Origin of the sequence: Plantactinospora sp. GCM10030261 (assembly GCF_042666615.1) — a bacterium.
In the GTDB taxonomy this organism is placed as follows: Bacteria; Actinomycetota; Actinomycetes; order Mycobacteriales; family Micromonosporaceae; genus KBS50.
In genome coordinates this window covers 200,025-223,336 of sequence record NZ_JBHTDD010000004.1, presented here as the reverse complement: position 1 = coordinate 223,336, position 23,312 = coordinate 200,025, and the positions used below count along the sequence as shown (strand labels likewise).

The window sequence follows — 23,312 nt, the reverse complement described above, 5'->3', positions numbered from 1 at the left end:
TGCCGCCCACCCGCAAGCCCCGCCCGTCGCGACGCGCCGTCGGATCCAGCGCGACGCGAGCGGGTTTCGGCGCTACGGTGACGGGCGCAGTGTCGCGCCGGCCGGGGAGTGCCACAGTGGACAGGTTCGCCGATTTCTGGTTCGACCCGAGTTGCCCGTACACCTGGGTCACCTCGCGTTGGCTGATCGAGGCGCAGGCGGTGCGGCCGTTCGAGATCCGCTGGCACGTGATGAGCCTGTCCGTGCTCAACGAGGACCGCGACGACGAATCCGAGGGCGACCCGGAAGGCTGGCTGTGGGGGCCGGTGCGGGTGTGCGCGGCGGTGCGGCACCGGTACGGCACGGCGGCGCTGGGCCGGTTCTACTCCGCGTACGGCACCCGGGTTCATCAGCGCGGCGAGTGGGCTGGGTTCGACGTGGCGCTGGCCGACGCCGGCCTGGATGCGGAGCTGGCCGAGGCCGCCGAAACGATCGAGTACGACGAGGCGGTGCGCACCTCGCACGCCGATGGCATCCGGCTGGTGGGCCGGCACGTCGGCACCCCGATCATCGCGGCCGACGGCCCCGGGGACGAGCGGGTGGCGTTCTTCGGGCCGGTCATCTCGCGGGTACCGCGCGGCGAAATGGCCGGTCGGCTGTGGGACGGCGCGTTGCTGGTCGCCGGCACACCGGGGTTCCACGAGTTGAAGGGCCGGCCACCGGCCGACCCGCACCTCGGTTAGAGAGACAGGTAGCGCTTCCGCTCGTACGGCGTGACCTCGCGCCGGTACTCCTCCCACTCGGTGCGCTTGTTGCGCAGGAAGTAGTCGAAGACGTGTTCGCCGAGGACCTCGGCGACGAGTTCGGAACCGGCCATCACGTCGATCGCCTCGGCGAGGTTCTCCGGCAGCGCCTCGTACCCCATGGCCCGCCGTTCGGCGTTGGACAGCGACCACACGTCGTCCTCGGCGCCGGGTGGCAGCTCGTACCCCTCCTCGATGCCCTTGAGGCCGGCGCCGAGCAGCACCGCGAAGGCGAGGTACGGGTTGGTCGCCGAGTCGACCGAACGCACCTCGACCCGCGCGGACGTCGGCTTGCCGTACGCCGGCACCCGGACCAGGGCCGATCGGTTCAGGTGCCCCCAGCACACGTACGCCGGCGACTCGGTGATCCGGTCCGGCAGGGTGAGCGGGAACAGCCGCTTGTACGAGTTGACCCACTGGTTGGTGACCGCCGTGTACTCCCGGGCGTGCCGCAGCAGTCCGGCGATGAAGGCGCGGGCGACCTTGGACAGCTTCATCGGGTCACCGGCGTCGTGGAACGCGTTGCGTTCGCCCTCGAACAGCGACAGGTGGGTGTGCATCCCGTTGCCCGGCTGGTCGGTGAACGGCTTGGGCATGAAGCTGGCCCGTACCCCGTGGGAGAGCGCGACCTCCTTGACCACGTGCCGGAAGGTCATGATGTTGTCGGCGGTGGCGAGGGCGTCGGCGTACCGCAGGTCGATCTCCTGCTGGCCGGGCGCCACCTCGTGGTGGCTGAACTCCACCGAGATGCCGATCCGCTCCAGCGCGAGCACCGCCTGCCGCCGGAAGTCGCGGGCCACCGCGTGCGTCGTGTGCTCGAAGTAGCCCCCGTCGTCCACGGGCACCGGCACCGAGCCGTCGTTCGGGCCCTCCTCCAGCAGGAAGAACTCGATCTCCGGGTGGGTGTAGAAGGTGAAACCCTTCTCGGCGGCCCGGGACAGCGCCCGACGCAGCACGTGTCGCGGGTCGGCCCAGGACGGCGTGCGGTCCGGCATCAGGATGTCGCAGAACATCCGGGCGCTCTCGCCGCTGGCACCGCCCTCGAACGGGAAGACCTGGAAGGTGGTCGGGTCCGGCATGGCGATCATGTCCGACTCGAAGACCCGGGCGAACCCCTCGATGGCCGAGCCGTCGAAGCCGATCCCCTCGTCGAACGCCGCCTCCAGCTCGGCGGGCGCCACGGAGACGCTCTTCAGCGTGCCGAGGACGTCGGTGAACCACAACCGGACGAACCGGATGTCCCGCTCCTCCAGCGTGCGGAGCACGAACTCCTGCTGACGGTCCACCATCCACCCCTCGTACGCGCCGATGCCGCCGACCGGACCTGGCGGCAAGTCTGCACCCTTCCGATTTCCCAGACGTTACGCCACTGGCGGCGCCACCGGACGGCTGGTGGGTGACCACGGGCGACGTCGCGGACGCTGCGGCAAGATGGGGGCATGCCCACGCTGCGTCTCGCTCTCGCCCAGGTCAACCCCACGGTCGGCGACCTCGCCGGCAACGCCGCCGTCGTCCGACGCTCCGCCCGGGCAGCCGCGGACGCCGGCGCCCACCTGGTCGCCTTCCCGGAACTCGCGCTCACCGGATATCCGGTGGAGGACCTCGTGTTCCGAGCCTCCTTCGTGAAGGCGTCCCGGCACGCGCTGCGCGCGCTCGCCGGGGACCTGGCCGCCGACGGCCTGGGTGAGCTGCCGGTTGTGGTCGGCTACCTGGACTCGGACGGACCACCGTCGTTCAGCGCCGAGGCCCAGCCGGACCGGGGTCCGCGTAACGCCCTGGCCGTCCTGCACGGCGGCCGGGTCGCCGCCACCTACTTCAAGCACCACCTGCCCAACTACGGCGTCTTCGACGAGGACCGCTACTTCGCCCCCGGGGACACGCTGACCGTGGTGCGGCTCGGTGGGGTGGACGTGGCCCTGACCATCTGCGAGGACCTGTGGCAGGCCGGTGGGCCGTTCGCGGTCGCCCGCCGGGCGGGCGTCGGCCTGGTCGTCAGCATCAACGCCTCGCCGTACGAGCTGAACAAGGACGACGTCCGGCTGCCGCTGGTCCGCCGCCGGGCCGCCGAGGCGAACGCCGCCATCGCGTACGTCAACATGGTCGGTGGCCAGGACGAGCTGGTGTTCGAGGGCGACTCCATGATCGTGTCGGCGGACGGCACGCTGCTGACCCGGGGGCCCCAGTTCGTCGAGCACCTGCTCGTACACGATGTGGAACTGCCGGCGGCGGACCCGGACCGGCCGGCGGCCGATCCGGGCGAGGAGACCGCGCCCGACGGCATGCGGGTGGTCCGGGTCCCGATCACCGAGACGGCTCCGGGGCCGGCCGGCCCGGCCGCCGTCGGCGGGACCGTCGAGCCGGTCGACCAGGAGGCCGAGGTGTGGCGGGCGCTCACGCTGGGGTTGCGGGACTACGTCGACAAGAACCGGTTCCCTTCGGTGATCCTCGGCCTGTCCGGCGGGATCGACTCCGCGCTGGTGGCCGCGCTGGCCGTGGACGCGCTCGGCCCGGATCGGGTGGTGGCGGTGGCGATGCCCAGCCAGCACTCCTCGGAACACTCCAAATCCGACGCCGCCGACCTGGCCAAGCGCACCGGACTGGACTTCCGTACCGAACCGATCCAGCCGATGGTGGACACCTTCCTGGCCAACATGTCGCTGTCCGGCGTGGCGGTGGAGAACCTCCAGGCCCGGGTCCGTGGCGTGATCTTGATGGCGCTGTCGAACCAGGAGGGGCATCTGGTCCTCACCACCGGCAACAAGACCGAACTGGCCGTCGGCTACTCGACCCTGTACGGCGACTCGGTCGGCGGCTTCAACCCCATCAAGGACGTCTGGAAGTCGTTGGTGTGGAAGCTCGCCCGGTGGCGCAACGAGGACGCCGCCCGGCGCGGCGAGACGCCGCCCATCCCGGAGAACTCGATAAGCAAGCCGCCGAGCGCGGAGCTGAGCCCGGGGCAACTCGACACCGACACCCTCCCCGACTACACGGTGCTCGACCAGATCCTGGTCGGCTACGTCGACGGCGACTCCGGCCGGGAGGACCTGATCGCCGCCGGACACGACCCCGAGGTGGTCGACCGGGTCCTGCGGATGGTGGACACCGCCGAGTACAAGCGCCGGCAGTCCGCCCCCGGCACGAAGATCTCCATCAAGGCGTTCGGCCGGGACCGGCGGCTGCCGATCACCAACAGGTGGCGCGAACACGGCGTGTGAACGAGGGTGTGACAACCTCCACTGCGCTCTGCCCGGGCCCGTCCATCCGGTGCGACGATCGGCGGAGAGAGCCCGCGCCGTTGGCGCGGGCTCGGCACCCGGGGACCGCGCACGCGGCCTCGAGGAGAGGAGACAGCGATGGTGGAATCCACCCCGACCGAGGTGACCGCCCTGTACGGCGGACCTGCCACCCGACGGGTCCGCACCCGCGACCTGCTCGCCGCGAAGGAGCGCGGCGAGCGGTGGCCGATGCTCACCGCGTACGACCAGTACACCGCGACGATCTTCGACCAGGCCGGCATTCCGGTGCTGCTGGTGGGGGACTCGGCCGCCAACAACGTGTTCGGTTACGAGACCACGCTGCCGGTGACCGTTGACGAGTTGCTGCCCCTGGTCCGGGCGGTGGTCCGGGCGACCCGGCACACGCTTGTCGTCGGCGACCTGCCGTTCGGCTCGTACGAGGAGGGTCCGGCGCAGGCACTACGGACGGCCGTACGGTTCATGAAGGAGGGCGGCTGCCACGCCGTCAAGCTGGAGGGTGGCCGGCGCTGCGCGGAGCAGATCGCCGCGATCACCGGCGCCGGGATTCCGGTGATGGCGCACATCGGGTTCACCCCGCAGAGTGAGCACGCGCTCGGCGGCTACCGGGTGCAGGGTCGGGGCGACGCCGCCGAGGACGTGCTGGCGGACGCCCGGGCGGTGGCCGAGGCCGGAGCGTTCTCGGTGGTGCTGGAGATGGTGCCGGGCGAGGTGGCCAAGCGGATCACCGCCGACCTGCCGATGCCCACCATCGGCATCGGTGCCGGTCCGGACACCGACGCCCAGGTGCTCGTCTGGCAGGACATGGCCGGCCTGCGGGCCGGCAAGGCGCCACGCTTCGTGAAACGGTACGCCGACCTGGCCGGTGTGCTGTCCGACGCGACGAAACAGTTCGCCGAGGAGGTGCGGGGCGGGTCCTTCCCGGCCGCCGAGCACACGTTCTGATCACTCCACCGTCAGGGAAGGGCGGCACCGTCGAGGAAGGGCGGCACCGTCGAGGAAGGGCGGCCGAGCTGATCGGTTGCCGGGGCACGCGGGCAACCGCGTGGCCCGGCGACCCGCGCCTCCTGGCATGATCCCGACGGGCGGAAGAGCCTCAGTCTGGCCAGCCTCGTCGTCACGCTTACCGCACTGACCGCCTGTGGGCTGGCTGGCGACCACCGCTACCGGCAGGCTCCCCGCGCGGTGGAACCGACGGTCGCCGCGGGCTCGGGCTTCGCCGCCGAGGTGGTGAAGCGGGGGCATCAAGCCCAGCCCGACAATCCCACAACACGCAGACTCAACCTCGGACCCAGCCAGGATTCCGAGCGGCGGCTGCCGTACTGGTGACGCCCTGCCGCGCCGGTTATGCCCCTTGGCGCGGATGCCGCCACGCCATCCTTGACTCACAGTGATCATGTCGTACCTGTGTGCGAATCTGCGGTCATGCGGGAGGCGCTGGCAGCGGTGGGCGAGGCGGTCGACGACTGCCTCGACCGACGGGTCTGGTCACTGACCGGCGCCGAGCTGACGGCCGCCATCGACGCCGCCTCGGTGGTGCAACGCAAGGTGGCCGCCCTGATGCTGCTCCTGGTGCGCCAGGCCCACGGCATCGACCTGCCGCGGGAGCAGGGCGCCACCTCCACCACCGGATGGCTGCGCCACCGGCTCCGGATCACCGGCCTCACGGCCCGGCAACTCGTCGACGACGCCGAACGTCTCGACACCGCACCGGTCGCCCTGGCCGACGCCGTCACCTCCGGCGCCGTGTCGGTCGACCAGGCACGGGTGATCACCTCGACCGTGGCCACCGTAGACCGGGAAGCCGGCACCGCCGCGGCTGACAAGGCCCTCGGGATGATGCTGAGCTGGGCCGGCGAGTTCGACAAACACCAACTCGGCAGACTGGCCGCCCGGATCCTGGAGCACGTCGCACCCCAGATAGCCGAGGACGTGCAACGGCGGGCCCTCGACGCCGAGGACAAGCGTCACCAACGCGACCGCTATCTCGCGCTGTCACCTGTTGGCGACGGCCGCCTCCGACTACGCGGCCTGCTCGACCGCGAAACCGCTGCCATGCTGCGCACGGTCCTGGACCCGCTGACCAGGCCGCACGGCACCGCCGACACCCGCGACCCCGGGCAACGCCGCCACGACGCCCTCACCGACCTGTGCCGACTCGCGCTGAGCTGCGACCAGCTACCCGACAGCGGCGGCGAGGCGACACAGCTGGTCGTCACCACCACCTTCGACCCACTCGCCCAGCGACTCGGCACCGGCACCCTGGACACCGGCATCGACATCAGCCCGGCTGCGGTACGCCGCCTCGGCTGCCAGGCACAGATCCTGCCAGCGGTGCTCGGCGGCGACGGCCAACCCCTCGACCTCGGCCGCCAACGCCGCCTGTTCACCGGCCCGATCCGCCGCGCCCTCGTCCTGCGCGACGGCGGATGTGCCTTCCCGGGCTGCGACCGACCACCACGATGGTGCGCCGGCCACCACATCGTCCACTGGGCCGACGGCGGCCCCACCACCCTCGACAACGGCGTCCTGCTCTGCGGACACCACCACCGCGCCGTCCACCACGACGGCTGGGAAGTCCGGTCGGTCCCCGGCGGTCACCCCGAATTCATCCCGCCGCCCTGGGTGGACCCACAACAACGCCCGCTGCGAAACAACTACCACCGACGATGCTGAGGTCGCTGCCGGACGGCCACGCCCGCCATCCGGCACGTACCGGGCCGATGCGACACTGGATCATGCCCGTGACCAACCCATGGCTGGCCGGTCCCGCGCCACGCGAGCGGCTCGATCGCGCCCGGTTGACCGAGCGGATCCTCAACCTCCTGTCGTCGCAGAACATGTGCGTTCTGGCCACCACCGGTCCGGACGGTCCGCTGGCAACCCCGGTGCGCTACTTCCACCTCGACTTCGCCGTCCTGTTCACCGCAGCCGCCGAGTCACCGAAGATGCGCAACATCGCGGCCGACCCGCGCGTCTCGATCGGTGTGTTCGCTCCGCTGGTCGGCCAGGCGAGCAGTCGAGGCGCGCAGATCTTCGGTCGGGCGCGGGTGCTGCTGCCGGGTGAGCCCTCGTTCGGCCGCTACTGGCCCGCTGTCCGCTGGCAGTCGGATCATGTCGAACGGTCCCGTCCATTGGACGAACCGCCATCTGGTCCGCTCGTCGTTGTCGAGGCCGACCGGATCGTCTACACCGAGCACTGGCTGCGCCGCGAGGGCTACGCCCCGCGCCAGTTCTGGCGACGCGATGGCCCACCTACCGGCGCGGTGCTGCCGGGCGACCAGCCCGAGACTTCATGACCGCGATGACAGCGATCACCATGACTCCGGTCGTCGCGCGATGGGCCGAGGACTGCCCGTTCTGGGCTGTGGAACAGCCCGAGTTCTACCTGCCGGTGTCCCGCCGGCTGACATCGGCACAGATCGGAGCCGTGGTGTGGGCACTGGTCGGTCACGACGCCGACGCCGACGCCGACGCCGACGCCGACGCCGACGCCGACCAGTCTGCCGGCAGCGCCGAGGCCACCGCCCCGACCCACACCACCGGCCCGACCGCCGCCACCAGCGCGACCGAGGTGATCGAGGGCTTCCTGACCAGCTCCGAGGGGCCTTACCCGAGCGGCGGCCTCCGCGTGTCGGCGGGAGATGTCGTCGTCGAGCCGGGCTGCTGCGTCGGCCTTGACGAGTGGCGTGACTGGTCGACGGTCCTCGACGGCGCCGACATCTACCTCGGCCACAGTCCGGACGTCCTGCTCGAACGGCGAGACGCGGTGTTCCGGCTCTGGCGGGACAAGGACCAGCTCCGTCCGGGCGAGGTGCCCGGCCCGACCGACCAGCACATCGATATCCGCCGCGAGACCCTCCCCGCGTTGCTCCGTGGCGTACACCAGGATCTGACCGGCTTCCTCGCGGGGCTCGAACGGTGGGCGGGAGACGTCGTACCCGGCCTGACCGAGCCGTTGGTGGCAACCGTCGACCGACGGTTGGCCATCACGCCGCCCGTGCTGCCAGACCGCTGACCGGGTCCGGCTCAGCCGCCAGACGGCGCGATGACGGTGGTGGCCAGTTGGGCGGCGAGCAGGGCCGGCGCCTCGGCGAGCGACGGGCCGTACCAGGTGAGGTGCCGGCCGGAGACCAGCGCGCACGGGATGCCGGGGAACGCCTCCGGGCCGTCCTCGGCGGTGAAGAGGTACGGCTCGTCGGGCAGCACCACCAGGTCGGGCCGGCGGGCCGCCAGTTCGGCCAGCGGCGGCCGGGGATACCGCTCGGCGGCGTCGGCGTAGCAGTTGCGCACGCCGAGCCGGGTCAGCAGGTCGCCGGCGAACGTCGCCGAGCCGAGCACCACCCACGGCCGCCGCCACACCGGGACGACCGCCCGCCGCACGCCAGGCGACGCGCAGCCCGACGATCCCGAGGCCGCCGGCAACCCAGCCCACGCGGTACGGGCGGCGGCCAGCCACGGCGGCTCGGTCACCCCCAGCCGGTCCAGCATCCGGGCCAACGACACCAGCGCGTCGTCGAGCGTGCGCGGGAACGTCACCCAGACCGGCACCCCGGCGGCACGGAGTGCCGCGACGTCCTCGCGCCGGTTCTCCTCCGCGTTGGCCAGCACCAGATCCGGTACGGCGGCGAGCACTCGTCCCAGGTCCGGGTACTTCGTGCCGCCCACCCGCGGCACCGCCAGGTCGGCCGGATGGGTGCAGTAGTCGGTCACGCCGACCAGCAGTTCCGCAGTGGTGGCGGCGACCGCCTCGGTGAGTGACGGCACCAGTGACACCACTCGCCGCGGCGGCCCGGCGAGCACCACCTCCGTGCCCAGATCGTCCCTCAGAGGTCGGTCACCCGGATCCCGGCGTGCGCCTTGTACCGCTTGTTGATCGCGATCAGATTGGCCGTGAACGCCTCCACCTGGTGGGCGTTGCGCAGCCGGCCAGCGTAGATCCCCCGCATACCGGGGATCCGCTCAGCCAGGGCCGCGACGATCCCGGCGGCCTCCCGATCCTCGGTGCAGATCAGCACGTCCAGGTCGATCCGGTCCAGCTCCGGATCGGCCAGCAGCGGCGCGCTGACGTGGTTGAACGCCGCGCAGATCCGCGACTCGGGCAGCAGCGCGGCGGCCTGCTGCACGGCGCTGCCCTCCGGGACCCGCAGCGGGTACGGCCCCTGCTTGTCGAAGCCGAGCGGGTTGACGCAGTCCACCACAAGCTTGCCGGCGAGCGGTTCGCGCAACGCCGCCACGGTGTCGGCGTGACCGTCCCACGGAACCGCGATGATCACCACATCGGAGCGCCGGGCCGTCTCCACGTTGTCGGCGCCTGTCACCTCCGCGCCGGCGGCCACGCCGGGCAGCGCGGCGATGTCGCGCGCCGACTGCTCGGCGCGTTCGGCCGACCGGGATCCGATAAGCACCTGCTGCCCCGCCCGGGCGAACCGGTACGCCAGCCCTCGCCCCTGGTCACCGGTGCCTCCGATGATGCCCACGGTCAGCCCGGAGACGTCCGGAAGCGTGCTCGCGTCGTATGCCATGCCCGCCATCCTCGCAAACCCCGGGCCCGGCCGACCGCTCGGGACGCGGAAGCATGACCGCGGTCGATGACCGTCATGCCTTGGCGAAGCGCACCCGGCGCTTGTCCGGATCGGCGGTGACCAGCCGCACGGTGACCCGCTCACCGAGCGGCAGCTCGCCGGTGCACCGGGCGCGCACCGGCGGTTCGTCGAGCGCCACGGTGCCGCCGGGCGGCCGGTCACCGGTGCCGCCGGTCACGTCGAGCACGGCGGCTTCGAAGGTGTCACCCACCCGCTCGCGCAGCAGCACAGCCTCGGCCAGCTCGATGGCGCCCCGCCCGGCGGCCGAGGCGACCCGGTCGGTTCCGGCCATCACCGCGGGCAGCCGGGGCAGCGCCGATCGGACATGCTCGGGCACCTCCCCGCCGGCGTGCAGGGCGAGGCAGACCTCGGTGGCGTAGCGGTCCGCGAGCCGCCGGAGCGGGGCGGTGACATGGGCGTACGTAGCCGCGACGCCACCGTGCCGGGCGATGCTCGGCTGGTCGCCGTCGAACGCGGTGTAACCGGCCCCGCGCATCAGCTCCGCGGCCTGGTCGAGAAGCGCGGCGGCTCTCGGTTGGGCGGGGTCGATGGTGGCCAACAGGCGGCCGACCGACAGTTCGGCCGGCCAGTCGATGCCCAGCCCGCCAGCGGCGACCCGCAGCCGCCGCACCGCCGCCGGATCGGGATCCGGCATCGTCCGCAGCAGCCCGATCCGCCCCGCGAGCATGATGTCGCCGGCCGCCATGCCGGTGAGCAGCGAGATCTGGGCGTTGTAGTCCTCCATCGGCACGGGCGCGCGGAGCACCAGGCGCCATCCGTCCCCGTCCGGCTCGACGTCCTGCTCGGGCAGCGGCAGGTTGACCGCCCCTCGGTCGAGACCGCGGTCGAGCAGCAGCTTGCCGAGTTCGGGAAGCAACGCGATCGGTTCGGGGAGCCGCCCGGCGTCCGCGGCGGCCTGCGCCCCGACGTAGTCGAGTTTGGCCCGGCTGCGTACCAGGGCCCGTTCCAGGTCGACGGCGACCACGGCACCGTCGCTGGCCAGGTCGATGGTCCAGACCACCGCGGCACGGTCGACGTCTGGCAGCAGACTGGCGGAACCCTCGCTGAGCGTCTCGGGATGCAGTGGGATCTTGCCATCGGGCAGGTAGATCGTCTGCCCACGCCGCCAGGTTTCCGCCGCCAACGGCCCGTCGGGCGGTACGTGAGCCGCCACGTCGGCGATGGCGTACCGCACCCGGTAGCCACCTCCGGTCCGCCTCGCCAGGAACATCGCCTGGTCAAGATCGGTGGAGGTGGCGGGATCGATTGTGACAAAGGAGATCTCGGTGCGGTCGGTGTCCGGCCGTGGCGGACGAGCCGCCACCTCGTCGGCCTCGCGCTGCGCCGCGAGCGGGAACCGCGTGGGCAGTTCCAGCTCGCGACGCAGCGCACCGAAATCGATGCGGGGTGCCACTACCCGTCGGATCACCACGGGCCATTCCTACCAGCGCGGGCACCATTCCGCGTCGTACGTACCGGGGAGTCCCCGCAGCGGTGCGGTCAACCCCGCATGGTCCGCCGAGCCGGCGCCCGGCGGGCGGCCATCTTCCTGGTCGCCGCGCCACGGCTGGTCGCGGTCCGGGTGCCCACCCGTTTGGTGGCCATGCCGGTGCCGCTTCGGCGGGCGGCGGTGACGGCGCCGCTCGCCCGCTTGGCCGGCGCCTTCTTGCCGGTGGTGGCCTTGCGCATGCTCGGCCGAGTAGATCCCGCGTTGCGGGCGGTGGTGGCCTTCTTCGCCGGTGCCTTCTTGGCGGTGCTCTTTCGCGCCGCCGTCGTCCTCTTGGCCCCGGTCCGCTTGGCCGCCGTCGACTTCCTGGCCGCCGTCGACTTCCTGGCCGCCGTCGACTTCCTGGCCGCCGTCGACTTCTTGGCCGCCGTCGACTTCTTGGCCGCCGTCGACTTCTTGGCCGCCGCTGACGTCCGCTTGGTAGTGGTCGACTTCCTGGCCGCCGTGGTCTTCCTGGCGGCGGTCTTCCTGGCCGCGGCGCCGGTCCGCTTGGCCGCGGACGTGGCCTTGCGGGCCGTGGTCCGCTTCGCTGCGGGGGCCTTCTTGGCCCCGGTCCGCTTGGCGGTGGTGGTCTTCCTGGCTCCCGTGGTCTTCCGGGCGGCGGCCGTCTTCTTGGCACCCGTCGCCTTGCGGGCCGTGGTCTTCTTCGCCGCGGCGGACTTCTTCGCCGCCGTGGTCCGCTTAGCGGGAGCCTTCTTCGCGGTCGACTTCTTCGCCGCCGTGGTCTTCCTTGCCGTGGTCTTCTTGGCCGTGGTCTTCTTGGCCGTGGTCTTCCTGGCCGCCGTGGTCCGCTTCGCCGCGGTCGACTTCTTCGCGGCCGTCCTCTTGGCTGGGGCCTTCTTCGCCGCCGTCTTCCTGGCGGCGGTCTTCTTGGCCGCCGTCTTCTTGGCCGCCGAGCCGCGGCCGGTGGTGGCCTTGGTGGCGCCCGTGGACTTTCTGGTGGCGGCGCGCTTCGTCGCCGGCCGGGTGGTGGCCCGTGCTGCTTCGGCCATCTGAGTTCCTCCTCGGGAACGTGCTCCCCCGGTGCCTCCCCGTCGAGGCGCCGGAGTCTCTTCGACGCGGACCCTTGCCGCGTCGACCTATCTCTCCTCCCCGGCCCAGCGGGCGTCCTCCGCGTCCCACGCCTCGTTCCGGTCCCGCACCTGCTCCAACGCGTTCTCCGCGTCCGAGGAACTGGTGTATGGGCCCAGGACGTACCTGGCGGGACACACGTCGGCGTCGGTTTCGACCCGGTGGTGGCGCGTGCACCAGAAGTACCGCGCACCACGTCCGCTGTCGCTCATGGCAATCACTGTGCACCGTACGGCGCCCGCGCGCCACCGATTCGCACAAAAAACGCGATGTTCTCCACAATAGACCCGGCCTCATTTTCGCAGGTCAGGAATCCGCAAATGGATCCTCCGACGTCGAATTCCGTGCGTACAAAGGGATTTCGGCGTGGACCCGACCGCCGCTGGCGGGCGACCACCGATTTCGCCAGGTACGGTCACCGGGTGGCGATTCCGGAATACATCAGGTGGCTGCGCAAGCAGGTCGGGACGGACCTGCTCTGGCTACCGAGCGTCAGCGCCGTCGTGCTGAACGACGCCGGTGCGGTGCTGCTCGGCAAGCGGTCCGACGACGGCCGATGGTCGGTGATCAGCGGCTTCGTGGAGCCGGACGAGCAACCCGCGGCGGCCGTGGTCCGCGAGGTCGAGGAGGAGACCGGCGTCATCGTCACCCCGGAGCGAATCACAAGCGTCTGGGCCCATCCACACGTCTACCCCAACGGTGACCGGTGCCAGTACCTCAACATCGGCTTCCGGTGCCGCCCGGTGAGGGGCGAGGCGCGGGTCAACGACGACGAGTCGACCGAGGTCCGGTGGTTCTCGCCGGACGACCTGCCACCGCTGGACGAGCACGCCACCCTGACCATCGAGCGGGCCCGGGCCGACGTACCGGAAACCTGGTTCGTCCCCCCGGCCTGAGCCGGCCCCGGGCCGTTGACGCAGGCCCTACCATGCCGGATACCGGCACCGAGGAGTGGCGATGAGCACTGTCAGCGTTCAGTTCACCGGCGGGCCGGCCGGCGGCCCCCGGGACCTTCCGGCAGACCCGGACGGCCGGCCACCGGCGCGTTGGGTGGTGCGCGGTCACGACGTACCCGGCGACCACTTGTACGAACGGGTTGGTCCGGACGCGGGTGGGTGGACGATGCGGTTCGTCCGGACCGACCCGATGGGCATGACGCAGTAACGGCGCCCGCGCGGCGAGCCATCCGACGCCGGCGCCGCGATGGGCAATGAGAGGTACGCGAGCCGGGGACCGTGCCCAACGACGCCCGGCCGGAGCGTGCCCAACGACGCCCGGCCGGACCGGGCACGACGCCCGGCCGGAGCGTGCACAACGCCCGGGCCGCGGGTGCGCCGGACGTCCGTACCATCCGGGACGTGATGGATCCGGCGGTGACCGCGGTGGACCGCAGGCTGCGACGGGCCCGGGTGGCGACGCTGGCCGTGCTGGCATCCGGGGTGTGGGCCAGCGTGCTGCTACCCGGCATGGGGCTGGCCCGGGAAACCGACGGACGGTGGGTCGCGCTCGGCGCGGCGGGCCTCGTCGCGTTCGTCACCGCCCAGGCGGCGGCCCTGTACGCGGCGGTGACGCCCTGGCTGGCCGACCGGGCCCGGCTGTGGTGCCAGCTCGGCTTCGCGGTCGCGGCGGTCCTCAGCGTCCCGCTGCTCGCGCCCGTCGGGGACGGAGCCTGGCCCACCTGGGCCTGGGTTGGCGCGTCGATCGTCGGCACGGCGCCGCTGCTCGGCCCGCTCCGGGTGGCGCTGCCCACGATGGCGGTGACCGTGGCGGTCGCCCTGGCGCTCGCCCGCTGGACCAGCGGCGACCCGGGCCATTACCTGACAGTCACCGGTGGGGTGGGCGCCGGCATCGCGGCGGTGAACTGGTTGCAGGTCTGGTTCTGGGACCTGCTGGTGCGGGCCTGGCAGGGGCAGGACGCGCGGGGCCGGTTGGCCGCCGCCGAGGAACGGTTGCGGTTCGCCCGGGACGTGCACGATCTGCTCGGACACGACCTCACGGTGATCGCGCTGAAGGCGGAACTCGCGGCCCGGCTGGCGCCGGTGGACGCCGCCCGCGCCGCCCGCGAGGCCACCGAGGCGCAGCGGCTGGCGGCCGGCGCGCTCGCCGACGTGCGGCGGGCCGTGCACGGCTACCGGGCCGTCGACCTGACCGACCAGCTGGAAGTCGTGGGGCGGCTGTTGCGCTCGTCCGGGGTACGGTGCACGGTGGTCCCCCCGACGGGTGAGTTGCCAGCGGAGGTGGCGACCCAGCTCGCGACGGTGCTGCGCGAGGCGAGCACCAACGTGCTGCGGCACAGCCGGGCCGGCTGGTGCCGGATCGAGGTTAGCGAGAATGACGGCATGGCGACGATGACCGTGACCAACGACGGCGCCACCGGCCGCGCGCCGGACCGGCACAGCCACGGCCTGGCCGGGCTCGCCGACCGGCTGTCAGCGACCGGTGGCAGCCTGCGGACCAGCACCGACGAGGGCGTGTTCACCCTCGTGGCGACGGTGCCCGGCACGCCGTGATCCGGGTCCTGCTCGCCGACGACGAGGAGTTGATCCGGGTCGCGCTCGCGACCCTGCTGGACCTGGAGCCGGACCTCGATGTGGTGGCGCAGGCGGCCGACGGTGACGCCGCCGTGCGGGCCGCGCTGGACCACCGCCCGGACGTGGCGGTGGTCGACCTGGAGATGCCGCGCCGCACCGGCTTCGAGGTGACCGCCGACCTGGTCCGGGCGTTGCCGTCCTGTGCGGTGGTCATCCTGACCGGCCACGGCCGGCCGGCGCACCTGCCGCAGGCGCTGGCCGCGGGGGCCCGCGGTTTCGTGCCGAAGGGTTCCCCGGGTGGCACCCTCGCGGACGTTATCCGGCGGGTACACGCCGGCGGCCGGTACGTCGACCCGGCGCTGGCCGCGGACGCGCTGACCATTCCGCCGTGTCCGCTCACCCCGCGGGAGCTGGAGACGTTACGGCTCGCCGAGTACGGCACCCCGGTCGCGGTGATCGCCCGCCGGGTGCACCTGTCCAGCGGTACGGTGCGCAACTATCTCGCGACGGCGGTGCAGAAGCTCGGTGTGGCCAGCCGGACCGAGGCGGTGCGGGTAGCCCGGGAACACGGCTGGCTGTAACCCGTCGCCGCCGGGCTTCGTGCCGCCTGAAGCCGTTCCGTGGCCGATTGCGGGCGGAGCGCGGGGATCTTGGTTGGTTGCGGGTAATTGGGAGATCTTGCGGATCGTCACAAAGCCGCACTGGTGATCATCTGGGGCCGCCCTCCCGGGTAACCAGGCGATGCGCGCGGCCGAGCACCGGTCCGGCAGCACACCTCAACCATCGAAAGAACGGGGCAGAACCATGACCGCGATGTCCTATGAGGACAGTAAGCAACCACAGACCACCCACGCCGGCCAGGTCAGTGGAACCAACACGATGGCGATCCTGTCGCTGGTCTTCGCCTTCGTCTTCTCCCCGCTGGGGATCGTCTTCGGTCACATCGCCAAGAACCAGATCGCGCGTACCGGCCAGGACGGCGCCGGCCTGGCCAAGGCCGGGCTGATCCTCGGCTACGTCTTCACCGCCCTGGGCATCGCGTGGATGGTGTTCGTCTTCGTCCTGGCCGCGAACGCCCCCACAACGGCCGGCTGACCGGGCCACCACCCCTCACCCTGACGATCTTCAGTCGTTAGGGTGAGGGGTGTGACGGCGAGCCTGGCGGTGTTCTTCCTCGGCGGGACGATCGGCATGGCCGGCCACCGGGACGGCGTGGTGCAGCGACTCGGCGGAGACGCCCTACTCGCGGCCGTCCCCCAACTCGCCGGCCTGGACGCCACGATCCGGGCCCACGACTTCCGCGCCATGCCCAGCGCCTGCCTCACCTTCGACGACATCCTGGCCCTCGTGGCCGCCGCCGAGGACGCGGTCGCCGAGGGCGCCACCGGCATCATCGTGGTGCAAGGCACCGACACGATCGAGGAAACCGCGTTCGGAATCGACCTCGTGTGGCCGCACGAGCCGCCAATGGTAGTTACCGGTGCGATGCGCAACCCCACGTTGCCCGGGGCGGACGGCCCCGCCAATCTGCTCGCCGCCGCCCAGGTGGCCGGCGACCCGCAGTTCGCCGGGCTCGGCTGCCTGGTGGTGCTCAACGACCAGGTGCACGCCGCCCAGCGGGTCCGCAAGACACACAGCGCCAGCCCGGCGGCCTTCACGTCGCCCGACACCGGTCCACTGGGTCACCTCGTCGAAGGCGTACCGATGCTGCTGGCCCGGCCATCGGGCCGGACGTGCGTGCCACGCCCGGCCAGCACCGCCGACGTCCGCGTCGCGCTCGTCACGCTCACCCTCGACGACGACGGCGGACTGCTCACCGGGATCGCCGCCCGGTACGCCGGCCTGGTGGTGGCCGGCTTCGGCGTGGGCCACGCGCCCGCCGCACTGGCCGAACCGCTGGGCCAACTGGCCCGCCGGATGCCGGTGGTGCTCGCCTCGCGGACCGGAGCCGGATCGGTGTTCAGGCACACCTACGGATTCCCCGGGTCCGAGACGGACCTGCGGAAACGCGGACTGATCGCGGCCGGCTTCCTGGACCCGTACAAGGCACGGGTGCTGCTCCGGCTGCTGCTGGCCGGCGGCGCGGACACGGCGGCCGTCGCGGACACCTTCGCCGCCGTCGGCGGCCCTTCGTTCGGAGGTACGGAATGAGCGAACTGAACCTCCGGCTCCGGCCGGTGACCGTGGACGACCTGCCGATGCTCCAACGCTTCCTCACCGAGCCCTTCCTGCTGGGCCCGGACTGGCGCGGATTCCAGGACGCGCAGTCCGTCACCCGGCGATTCGCCAAGGACGGGTTTCTCGGCGAGGAGGACGGACGGCTCATCGTCGAGGTCGACCCGACAACCGGATCAGCGGGCACAGCGACGGCCGAGGCGACGGAACCGGATGGTGGATCGGCGGAGCCGGATGGTGGATCGGCGGAGCCGGGCGGCCCGGCGGACGGGGCGGCGGCGGGGCTGGTGAGTTGGCAACCGGTGCTGTACGGCGGAGTGGCCAAGCACTGGGAGATCGGCATCGTGCTGTTGCCCGAATGGCGCGGGCGGGGCATCGGCTGGCGGGCCCAGGCGATGCTCTGCGACTACCTCTTCAGCCACACCCCGGCGCACCGGATCGCGGCCGGCACCCAGGCGGAGAACACCGCCGAACAGAGGTCCCTGGAGAAGGCGGGCTTCCACCTGGAAGGCGTGCTCCGGGCCTGCGAGTTCCGGGCCGGCCAGTGGCGCGACGGTCACCTCTACAGCCGGCTGCGCACCGATCCGTCACCGGTCATCGACTGAGGCTGGCGGGCGTTCCGGGTCGGCGTTCCGCCAATTCCACCGCCAGGACGTGAACGGCCCTCCCCGCAGCCGCCGGCCCCGACTCCGGAACGACCGAGCGGCAGGCCGGAGAAGCCCCACGACGGCACAGCGAGACCGACCCGGGACGAGTCAACTGATCCGGTACTCAGGGCGTCGCCATGGCGTCAGGGCGTCAAACGACGGCCGAAGTTGACCAACAACGACCATCGACGGCAGAACATAGAACCAGCTCAGAACCATGATCACGGGTCTGAGCTGGAGGGCGACGGACGAGTCGACCTGTACGCCGGATTCTGTCCCAGCGCGCGTCGTTGCCGACGTACGCCGATGGCGGTCATCCATCTCGGCCTGCCGTCGCCGGCAGGCTCCAGCGGCCTACCCGCAGGCATCGGGCGGGCCGCCCTCGAACGCCTGCGCGGGCCGTCATCTTTAGCTGACGACCGTCTCTTGGCCTTGCTCCGGGTGGGGTTTACCAAGCCATCCCGGTCACCCGGGATGCTGGTGGGCTCTTACCCCACCGTTTCACCCTTACCGGCACCTTTCGGCCCGGCGGTCTGTTTTCTGTGGCACTGTCCCGCGGGTCGCCCCGGGTTGCCGTTAACAACCACCCTGCCCTGTGGAGTCCGGACGTTCCTCGGCGGCGGGCTTGTGGCCCGCCGACGCGACCGCCCGGTCGACTCGTCCGTCGCTCCATCATCGTAACGACGGTGCGGGCCGGCGTATTGCCGGGCCACACCCTTAGATCTTGGACAGCTTCCGTCGAGATACGACGGAAGCTGTCCAAGATCTAAGGCGCGAGGGAGGCCGCGACAGGCGGGCCGCGCCAAGCCCGGGTCGGGTCGGGTCGGGGCCAGAGGCCCGGGTCGAGGCAGGCCCCATGCGCGGCGGGGACACGGCGCTGGCGGTCGGTGACCGGGACGCGGTGACGGCGCTCACCGACCTGCTGACCGGGGTCTGACCCGTCGTTTGCACGGTAGGCCGCCCGACACCCCGACATCGGCCTGCGGCCCCGCTGGGATGCGGCTTCGCTTCGGGCGGGTGCCTCGGGATACGTCCTCAAGTCGGTCGCCGACCGCGACCTGGTGGAGGCGTGCCGGTCCGCCATGCGGGGGAGCCGTTCCTCTACCCGGGCGCCGTCACCGTCCTGATCCGGACCTACCTGGAGCACCCGGGTCAGGACCAGGCCACCAAGCCGATCACGGATCGCGAGGAGGCGATCCTGAAGTTGGTGGCCGAGGGGTCTCCTCCCGGCAGATCGGCGAGATGTTGTACATCAGTGTGGAAACGGTCGAGCGGCACCGTGCGAACCTGCTGCAGAAGCTCGGGTTGCGGGGCCGGCTGGAGCTGACCCGGTACGCCATCCGGGCCGGTCTCATCGAACCCTGAACCGGCTCGCCACGGTCAGGGACACCTATGCCACGAAGTTGACCCCTGAATTTATCAATTCCCCGCTTTCTATCGTTCATGGTTGATGCTCGGTAGCGTCGCTGTCCGGGGCCGGTGCGATATGCCCGCCGGCCGACGGCTCACGGGGAGGGACCGGATGCGTCGAAGGATCACGCTGGTCACCGTCGGGACACTGGCGATCACGCTGATGACAACGAACACCGCGATGGCACAACCCGATCCGGCCGGCCCGAGTGGGCCGACCGCCGGACCGAGCCGGTCCGCCGGCCCGGCGGCGCTACCGACCATCACCAAGCCGACCGCGAAGGGCACTCCAGCGGGTGCCAATCCCCTGCTCGCGCTGCTCCCGGATCCGACGAAGGCAGACCACGTCGCCTGGCGCCACTGGCTCGCGGCAAAGGGTGAGCAGCGCGCCGATCTCAAGGCCCGGCAGCGGGTGACCGCGGCGGCGCCCGCGCCGCTGCTGGTCGACGAGGAGGAACCGGCCGGCATCCGGGGCGGCAACGACACACCGGCCACGGCTCAGCGGGTGGCCGCGTTCGGCACCGCCGCCGACCGGACGTCCCGGCTGCGGGTTCTCGGCGAACTGTCCCCCGAGCAGGTCGTCGTGGACACCGTCGCGCCGAATCCCGAGGACGACGGCTCGATCCCACTGGCCAGCGAGACCGGTATCGGCACCACCCGGGACGGCTACCGCACCTCCGCCGCCATCGGTGACGGTCCGCACGGCAGTGCCGGCAGCGGCTCGGGAGACTTCGACTTCTACCAGTTGACCGGCACCGCCGGCGAGACCGTGACCATCGACATCAAGACTCCGCCCGGCACGCTTGACCCGTTGGTGCTCCTGCTGGACGAGGCCGGCGGCGTGGTGGCCTTCAACGACGACTCCGGGGGCGGCACCGACAGCCACCTGCTGCACACGTTCGCCGAGGACGGCACCTACCACGCGCTCGTCGCCGGGTACTACTCATTGCCCGAGGATCTCTACGACTCGGGCAGCGGGTCGGGTGCGGCCAGCGAGGGACCGTACGACGTCACCATCCAGCTCGCCGATCAGGACACCGACTTCTTCGCGGTGCGACTGCGGCCGGGTGACGTGCTCGGTGCCTCCGTCAAGGGCTCCGCCACCCGGGTGACGATCTACGACACCGACCGCCGTGAGGTGCACGGCTCCGAACAGGACGCGTCCGGGATCTACTCCGCCAACTCGCCGCTGCCCGGTGGCGGCAACGCGGTAACCGAGCATGTGGCGGACCAGGCCGGCTGGCACTACGTCGGGGTGACCAACGGCGACGGGAACTACGACATCACCGTCGAGGCGTACCGGCCGGGCCTTGAGGGGCAGAAGCCCTCGCAGACGCTGTTCCTCGACTTCGACGGAGCCCGCCTGAACACGGCGATCTTCGGAGGGCCGGGAGTCCGGACGCTCAGCCCGATGCGGGCCTTCCTCGGCCGGTGGGGGCTCTCCGCCGACGACGAGGACGCCCTGATCGACGCGATCATCGCCGAGGTCGAGGAGAACCTGCGCCGGGACCTCGTCGCCAGCGGCCTGAACAAGCGGTTCGACCTCCGGATCCGCAACAGCCGGGACCACGCCGACCCGTTCGGCAAGCCCAACGTCAGCCGGGTCATCGTCGGTGGCACCATTGACGAGTCCGGGATTCCGACAATCGGCATCGCGCAGTCGATCGATCCGGGGAACTTCGACGCCGAGGAATCCGCACTCGTACTGCTGGACGTGCTCAGCGATCCTGCCGACGAGGAAGCGTCGTTGAACCACTACGTCAACGAGTCCAGTGACCGGGTCGCCTTCGTCGGTCAGGCGGTGGGCAACATCGTCTCGCACGAGGCCGGCCACTTCTTCGGCAACTGGCACGTGGACCAGTTCAACGAGCAGGCCAACCTGATGGACCAGGGTGGCAACTTCGCCCTCATGTTCGCCGTCGGGCCGGACGGTGTTGGCGGCACTGCCGACGACACCGACGTCGACTTCGGCGAGGACGTGCTCAACCCGAACGAAGGCTTCACCGGCATCGAGGACACGCTCGGGCGCACCGTATTCGGGCTGACCCGCTGACCGGTGACCCGGGTGTCGTCGGCCAAGCGCCGTCGACACCCGGGTCGTCAGCCGGCCGTCCAGGACGGACCGCCCAGCCGGCCGGCGGCCGAGCGAGCCGGCACACCGGTCAGCCGGCGGCCGAGCAGGCCGGCACACCGGTCAGCCGGCGACCGGGCAGGCCGTCTCGGTGGGAGCGGCGGATATCGCGACGTAGATGTCGCCACCCCGGCTCCTCGTTGGGGTGGGCTGCGGGACGGGCGAGCCTCCCGGTCCCATCACGCCGGCCTCCGGCCGGACATCGGGGGCGCTGATCCGCAGGTAACTGGTGACCGTGCGGATCCGCTTGCAGTAGCGCAACGCGTCGCCGGTTCCCGGGTCCGGCGCCGGTTGCCAGCCCTCGGCGACCACCACCTGTCGGTACGCCTCAGCCAGGGCATCCAGGTCGTACCGGTGCGGCACCGACAACCGCAGGTAGACCGCGCTCATGGTGTGGTCGTCCGGCCAGTCGGGGCTCACGTGACACGCCGCCGAGTGTTCCAGGGAAAGCATCCGGGCGCCCGCGGGCCGGACGGCGAGCACCGGATCCCGGGCGTACTCGTCGAGCAGTCCCGGCTCGTCGGTCGGCGGGGTGCAGCCGGTGGCTCTCCCCCCGCCGCCCAGGCAACTGGAGAGTCCAGCGGTGGCGGCGGCCAGCGCGACCGCGAGCACGGCCCTCATCGCCACCCGACGATTGCGCATCTCGGCATCCCGTCTGACAATACTTCGGCGTGATCCGGTCCGGCACCTGGTGGGCTCGGGAGGTGAGCCACCGGCCAGCGTACTAATCTCTGCACAATCATGGATCTCTCGGACGCGGCGCTGCTGGTCGGCGCCGGACTGGCCGCCGGAACGGTGAACGCCGTGGCCGGCGGCGGGTCGCTGATCACGTTCCCGGCGCTGATCGGGGTGGGGTTCGCCCCGGTGCCGGCGAATGTGACCAACTCCGTGTCGGTCTGTCCCGGCTATCTGTCCAGCGTGGTGGGCAGCCGGAAAGATCTGCCGGAGCGCCGCCGGCTGCTCCCGCTCATCCCCACCACCGTGCTCGGCGCCGGGGCCGGTTGCGCACTGCTGCTGGTCACACCGGCCCGCGCCTTCGAGTTGGTGGTCCCGTTCCTGGTGCTCGGGGCGACGGCGGTGCTGGCCTTCCAGACGCGGTTGCGGCGGCTGGTCGGCCATCCCCGGGACCTGAGCCCGCGCCGCCGGGCGGTCACCCTCCAGACGATGGTCGCGCTCGGCTCGGTGTACGGCGGCTACTTCGGCGCCGCTCTGGGCGTCATGCTGGTGGCCGGCCTGGCCCTGGTGCTGGACGAGACGCTGACCCGGGTGACGGCGGTGAAGAACCTGCTCTCGGCGGTGGTGGGGCTGATCACAGTAGCGGTGTTCGCCCTCTTCGGACCGGTGAACTGGGTGGCGGTCGCGGTGCTGGCCCCGGCGACGGTGGTGGGCGGTTACGCCGGCGCCCGGCTGGCCCGACGGCTGCCACCGATCGTCCTGAAGACGGTGATCGTCGTCTTCGGCACGGTGATCGGCGGGTTCCTGCTCTACCGCGCCTTCCGCTCGTGAGCCGGGCTTCCTTCGCGAACCGAACCTTCCGTCAGCGACGCGAGCGACAGCCGCTCGGACGGACTCGCCTACCGGCCACCGCGAGCACCAGCCGGCCGCTCACTGCGCGCCCGGGGTGACGGCACCGCCGAGCGACCGGGTGAGCAGCCGCAGCACCGCGTGCCGGGAGGCACCGCTCACGGCGAGGTAGCTCCACGCCGCGTACAGCTGGGACCAGAGCAGGCTCTCCACCCAGTCGGCCGGCAGGTCCGGGTCGATGGTGCCGTCCCGGTGACCGCGCGCCACGACCGCGGCGACGCCCCGGTCGCAGCCGGTCGCCTCCGCCCAGTCCGCCTCGCTCATCGGCTGTGCCTCGCCGAACAGCAGCGAGAGCAGGTCACCCAAGTCGAAGTACTCGGCGCTCAGCCGCAGCAGCGCCGCCGCCCCCGTGCCCTCATCGAGGCGGGCGAGTTCGGTGGCCCGCGTCAGCCGGGCGATGGCCTCGGCCTTGACGGCGCCGAGCAGGTCGGACCGTTCGGCGAAGTAGCGGTGCAGGGTGGTGCGGCCGACGTCGGCGGCCGCCGCGATATCGCCGAGCGAGGCGGCCGGTTGCTGCCCGAGCACGGTGATGGCCGCGTCGATGATGGCCTGCCGGGTCCGCGCCCGGGGACCGCGCTCCTGCGTGTGAACCACGCGCCGAGATTAGCAGCGCCGTAATGGAATTGTCCTTGACC

At 71.7% G+C, this 23,312-nt stretch carries 24 protein-coding genes, 1 other RNA gene and 1 pseudogene; 16 read left to right on the top strand and 10 right to left on the bottom strand.

Annotation, left to right across the window (positions count from 1 at the left end):
• Positions 1-116 precede the first annotated feature (116 nt).
• A complete protein-coding gene (locus ACFQUZ_RS07520) occupies positions 117-722 on the top strand; it encodes a disulfide bond formation protein DsbA (protein WP_377439311.1) in 606 nt (201 codons plus the stop codon).
• Here ACFQUZ_RS07520 and glnA read toward each other — a convergent pair.
• Positions 719-2,068: a type I glutamate--ammonia ligase gene (glnA, locus tag ACFQUZ_RS07515; protein WP_377439440.1), complete on the bottom strand. Its 1,350-nt coding sequence runs from the start codon at positions 2,066-2,068 to the stop codon at positions 719-721. The two genes, ACFQUZ_RS07520 and glnA, sit on opposite strands and share 4 nt — an antisense overlap.
• Before the next feature lie 153 nt (positions 2,069-2,221).
• Here glnA and ACFQUZ_RS07510 point away from each other — a divergent pair, with 153 nt between their 5' ends.
• From ACFQUZ_RS07510 to ACFQUZ_RS07490, 5 genes are all read left to right on the top strand, one after another.
• On the top strand, positions 2,222-3,997 hold the full coding sequence (locus tag ACFQUZ_RS07510; RefSeq protein WP_377439309.1) for an NAD+ synthase: 1,776 nt from the start codon (positions 2,222-2,224) through the stop codon (positions 3,995-3,997).
• Positions 3,998-4,135: 138 nt separating this feature from the next.
• Positions 4,136-4,981, top strand: coding sequence for a 3-methyl-2-oxobutanoate hydroxymethyltransferase (gene panB, locus ACFQUZ_RS07505; RefSeq protein WP_377439307.1), 846 nt, complete (start codon positions 4,136-4,138; stop codon positions 4,979-4,981).
• 480 nt (positions 4,982-5,461) lie between these two features.
• Complete coding sequence (locus ACFQUZ_RS07500) at positions 5,462-6,712, top strand: DUF222 domain-containing protein (RefSeq protein WP_377439305.1); 1,251 nt, start codon at positions 5,462-5,464, stop codon at positions 6,710-6,712.
• Positions 6,713-6,774: 62 nt separating this feature from the next.
• Positions 6,775-7,335 carry a pyridoxamine 5'-phosphate oxidase family protein gene (locus tag ACFQUZ_RS07495; protein WP_377439303.1) on the top strand — a complete coding sequence of 187 codons (561 nt, stop codon included), beginning with the start codon at positions 6,775-6,777 and terminating at the stop codon, positions 7,333-7,335.
• A gap of 5 nt (positions 7,336-7,340) precedes the next feature.
• A complete protein-coding gene (locus tag ACFQUZ_RS07490) occupies positions 7,341-8,054 on the top strand; it encodes a hypothetical protein (RefSeq protein WP_377439302.1) in 714 nt (237 codons plus the stop codon).
• A gap of 11 nt (positions 8,055-8,065) precedes the next feature.
• Here ACFQUZ_RS07490 and ACFQUZ_RS07485 read toward each other — a convergent pair whose 3' ends face one another.
• The 6 genes and pseudogenes from ACFQUZ_RS07485 to ACFQUZ_RS07460 form a co-directional block, all read right to left on the bottom strand.
• On the bottom strand, positions 8,066-8,839 hold the full coding sequence (locus ACFQUZ_RS07485; protein ID WP_377439300.1) for a helical backbone metal receptor: 774 nt from the start codon (positions 8,837-8,839) through the stop codon (positions 8,066-8,068).
• A gap of 23 nt (positions 8,840-8,862) precedes the next feature.
• The gene (gene npdG / locus ACFQUZ_RS07480) at positions 8,863-9,561 is read right to left on the bottom strand and encodes an NADPH-dependent F420 reductase (protein ID WP_377439297.1); all 699 of its coding nucleotides are present in this window, start codon (positions 9,559-9,561) and stop codon (positions 8,863-8,865) included.
• A gap of 73 nt (positions 9,562-9,634) precedes the next feature.
• Entirely contained in the window at positions 9,635-11,053 is a 1,419-nt protein-coding gene (locus ACFQUZ_RS07475) for an RNB domain-containing ribonuclease (RefSeq protein WP_377439296.1), read from the bottom strand.
• A 68-nt stretch (positions 11,054-11,121) separates the two neighbouring features.
• The gene (locus tag ACFQUZ_RS07470; protein WP_377439462.1) at positions 11,122-11,310 is read right to left on the bottom strand and encodes a hypothetical protein; all 189 of its coding nucleotides are present in this window, start codon (positions 11,308-11,310) and stop codon (positions 11,122-11,124) included.
• A 447-nt stretch (positions 11,311-11,757) separates the two neighbouring features.
• Positions 11,758-12,120, bottom strand: a pseudogene (locus ACFQUZ_RS07465) (histone H1-like repetitive region-containing protein); the annotation flags it as partial.
• Between the two features lie 87 nt (positions 12,121-12,207).
• A complete protein-coding gene (locus ACFQUZ_RS07460; RefSeq protein ID WP_377439293.1) occupies positions 12,208-12,411 on the bottom strand; it encodes a hypothetical protein in 204 nt (67 codons plus the stop codon).
• 210 nt (positions 12,412-12,621) lie between these two features.
• Between ACFQUZ_RS07460 and ACFQUZ_RS07455 the strand changes: the two genes are divergently transcribed.
• The 7 genes from ACFQUZ_RS07455 (at position 12,622) to ACFQUZ_RS07425 (ending at position 17,510) form a co-directional block, all read left to right on the top strand.
• A complete protein-coding gene (locus tag ACFQUZ_RS07455; RefSeq protein WP_377439290.1) occupies positions 12,622-13,095 on the top strand; it encodes an NUDIX domain-containing protein in 474 nt (157 codons plus the stop codon).
• Positions 13,096-13,156: 61 nt separating this feature from the next.
• Entirely contained in the window at positions 13,157-13,363 is a 207-nt protein-coding gene (locus tag ACFQUZ_RS07450) for a hypothetical protein (protein WP_377439287.1), read from the top strand.
• 71 nt (positions 13,364-13,434) lie between these two features.
• Positions 13,435-14,709, top strand: a complete 1,275-nt coding sequence (locus ACFQUZ_RS07445) for a sensor histidine kinase (RefSeq protein WP_377439284.1) — start codon at positions 13,435-13,437, stop codon at positions 14,707-14,709.
• Positions 14,706-15,311, top strand: a complete 606-nt coding sequence (locus tag ACFQUZ_RS07440; protein WP_377439282.1) for a DNA-binding response regulator — start codon at positions 14,706-14,708, stop codon at positions 15,309-15,311. Before ACFQUZ_RS07445 ends, ACFQUZ_RS07440 begins: the two co-directional genes overlap by 4 nt.
• 232 nt (positions 15,312-15,543) lie before the next feature.
• Positions 15,544-15,825 carry a DUF4190 domain-containing protein gene (locus ACFQUZ_RS07435; RefSeq protein ID WP_377439279.1) on the top strand — a complete coding sequence of 94 codons (282 nt, stop codon included), beginning with the start codon at positions 15,544-15,546 and terminating at the stop codon, positions 15,823-15,825.
• A 51-nt stretch (positions 15,826-15,876) separates the two neighbouring features.
• Complete coding sequence (locus ACFQUZ_RS07430) at positions 15,877-16,881, top strand: asparaginase (RefSeq protein ID WP_377439276.1); 1,005 nt, start codon at positions 15,877-15,879, stop codon at positions 16,879-16,881.
• Complete coding sequence (locus ACFQUZ_RS07425) at positions 16,878-17,510, top strand: GNAT family N-acetyltransferase (protein ID WP_377439273.1); 633 nt, start codon at positions 16,878-16,880, stop codon at positions 17,508-17,510. Before ACFQUZ_RS07430 ends, ACFQUZ_RS07425 begins: the two co-directional genes overlap by 4 nt.
• Before the next feature lie 287 nt (positions 17,511-17,797).
• On the opposite strand, the gene rnpB is transcribed toward ACFQUZ_RS07425, so the two are convergent.
• Positions 17,798-18,212: RNase P RNA component class A (rnpB, locus tag ACFQUZ_RS07420), an RNA gene on the bottom strand.
• A gap of 336 nt (positions 18,213-18,548) precedes the next feature.
• On the opposite strand from rnpB, the gene ACFQUZ_RS07415 reads away from it, so the two are divergent.
• Together ACFQUZ_RS07415 and ACFQUZ_RS07410 are read left to right on the top strand one after the other, a co-directional pair.
• On the top strand, positions 18,549-18,917 hold the full coding sequence (locus tag ACFQUZ_RS07415) for a response regulator transcription factor (RefSeq protein ID WP_377439270.1): 369 nt from the start codon (positions 18,549-18,551) through the stop codon (positions 18,915-18,917).
• A gap of 157 nt (positions 18,918-19,074) precedes the next feature.
• On the top strand, positions 19,075-21,015 hold the full coding sequence (locus ACFQUZ_RS07410) for a PPC domain-containing protein (protein WP_377439267.1): 1,941 nt from the start codon (positions 19,075-19,077) through the stop codon (positions 21,013-21,015).
• A 141-nt stretch (positions 21,016-21,156) separates the two neighbouring features.
• Here the strand turns inward: ACFQUZ_RS07410 and ACFQUZ_RS07405 are convergent, their stop codons facing one another.
• A complete protein-coding gene (locus ACFQUZ_RS07405; RefSeq protein ID WP_377439265.1) occupies positions 21,157-21,735 on the bottom strand; it encodes a hypothetical protein in 579 nt (192 codons plus the stop codon).
• 99 nt (positions 21,736-21,834) lie between these two features.
• Here ACFQUZ_RS07405 and ACFQUZ_RS07400 point away from each other — a divergent pair, with 99 nt between their 5' ends.
• Positions 21,835-22,599, top strand: a complete 765-nt coding sequence (locus ACFQUZ_RS07400; RefSeq protein ID WP_377439262.1) for a sulfite exporter TauE/SafE family protein — start codon at positions 21,835-21,837, stop codon at positions 22,597-22,599.
• A 99-nt stretch (positions 22,600-22,698) separates the two neighbouring features.
• Here ACFQUZ_RS07400 and ACFQUZ_RS07395 read toward each other — a convergent pair whose 3' ends face one another.
• Positions 22,699-23,271: a TetR/AcrR family transcriptional regulator gene (locus ACFQUZ_RS07395; protein ID WP_377439259.1), complete on the bottom strand. Its 573-nt coding sequence runs from the start codon at positions 23,269-23,271 to the stop codon at positions 22,699-22,701.
• Positions 23,272-23,312 lie beyond the last annotated feature (41 nt).